The sequence below is a fragment of the Psychromonas algicola genome (assembly GCF_004378355.1).
Classification (GTDB): domain Bacteria; phylum Pseudomonadota; class Gammaproteobacteria; order Enterobacterales; family Psychromonadaceae; genus Psychromonas.
This window is the reverse complement of sequence record NZ_SNUB01000088.1, coordinates 1-570: the sequence shown is the minus strand read 5'-3', so window position 1 is coordinate 570 and position 570 is coordinate 1. Positions and strand designations below refer to the sequence as shown.

The window sequence follows — 570 nt, the reverse complement described above, 5'->3', positions numbered from 1 at the left end:
CTTGTGGGTAGGATGATTCATAGGATTTATTGGCAGAGCGCGAAAATACAGCACTATTTTCTTTAGTGTCAGGCGTACGCCAAACGACACCATCAACACCATATAAATTGAGTCCGCACCACTCCGGATGCTCAGCGCGTTGATGCCAAGTGGCAGCCGTCTGATGAAAGACATCTTTGACGACATTACTGCCTAGCTTTTTACGGGCTTGTGTTACTGCACTTCTTGCAACGTAGTCGACCTCTTGAGGCAGTACGATATCGAGTTTATTAATAAGCTGGCGAACAGATTCTGTTCTGAAAAGAGACATACCCACGACGGCCCAGACCATGGCATCCATAGGGAGTTTTCGTTTTCTTAACGTAGCAACACCGTTAGATTGTAGGCAAGATTCAATAATATCCGGCTCTAAGATATCAGACAAAGAAGAAAATTCGGTAAGACGGTTAATTGATGTGCGAGCGAGTGCTTCTGAAAGTTCCATAAAAAAATCCCATGACCTTTTGAGTCATAGGATTTTGATCTTCTTACGTTAAAAATCAACTAATTTTTCTTAACTGATCGGCATTA

1 protein-coding gene is annotated in these 570 nt (G+C 42.5%); it reads right to left on the bottom strand.

Annotated features, from left to right (window positions below):
• On the bottom strand, nt 1–484 hold a 484-nt coding region (locus E2R67_RS16470), incomplete at its 3' end, for a transposase domain-containing protein (RefSeq protein WP_208379555.1).
• Between the last annotated feature and the right edge of the window lie 86 nt (nt 485–570).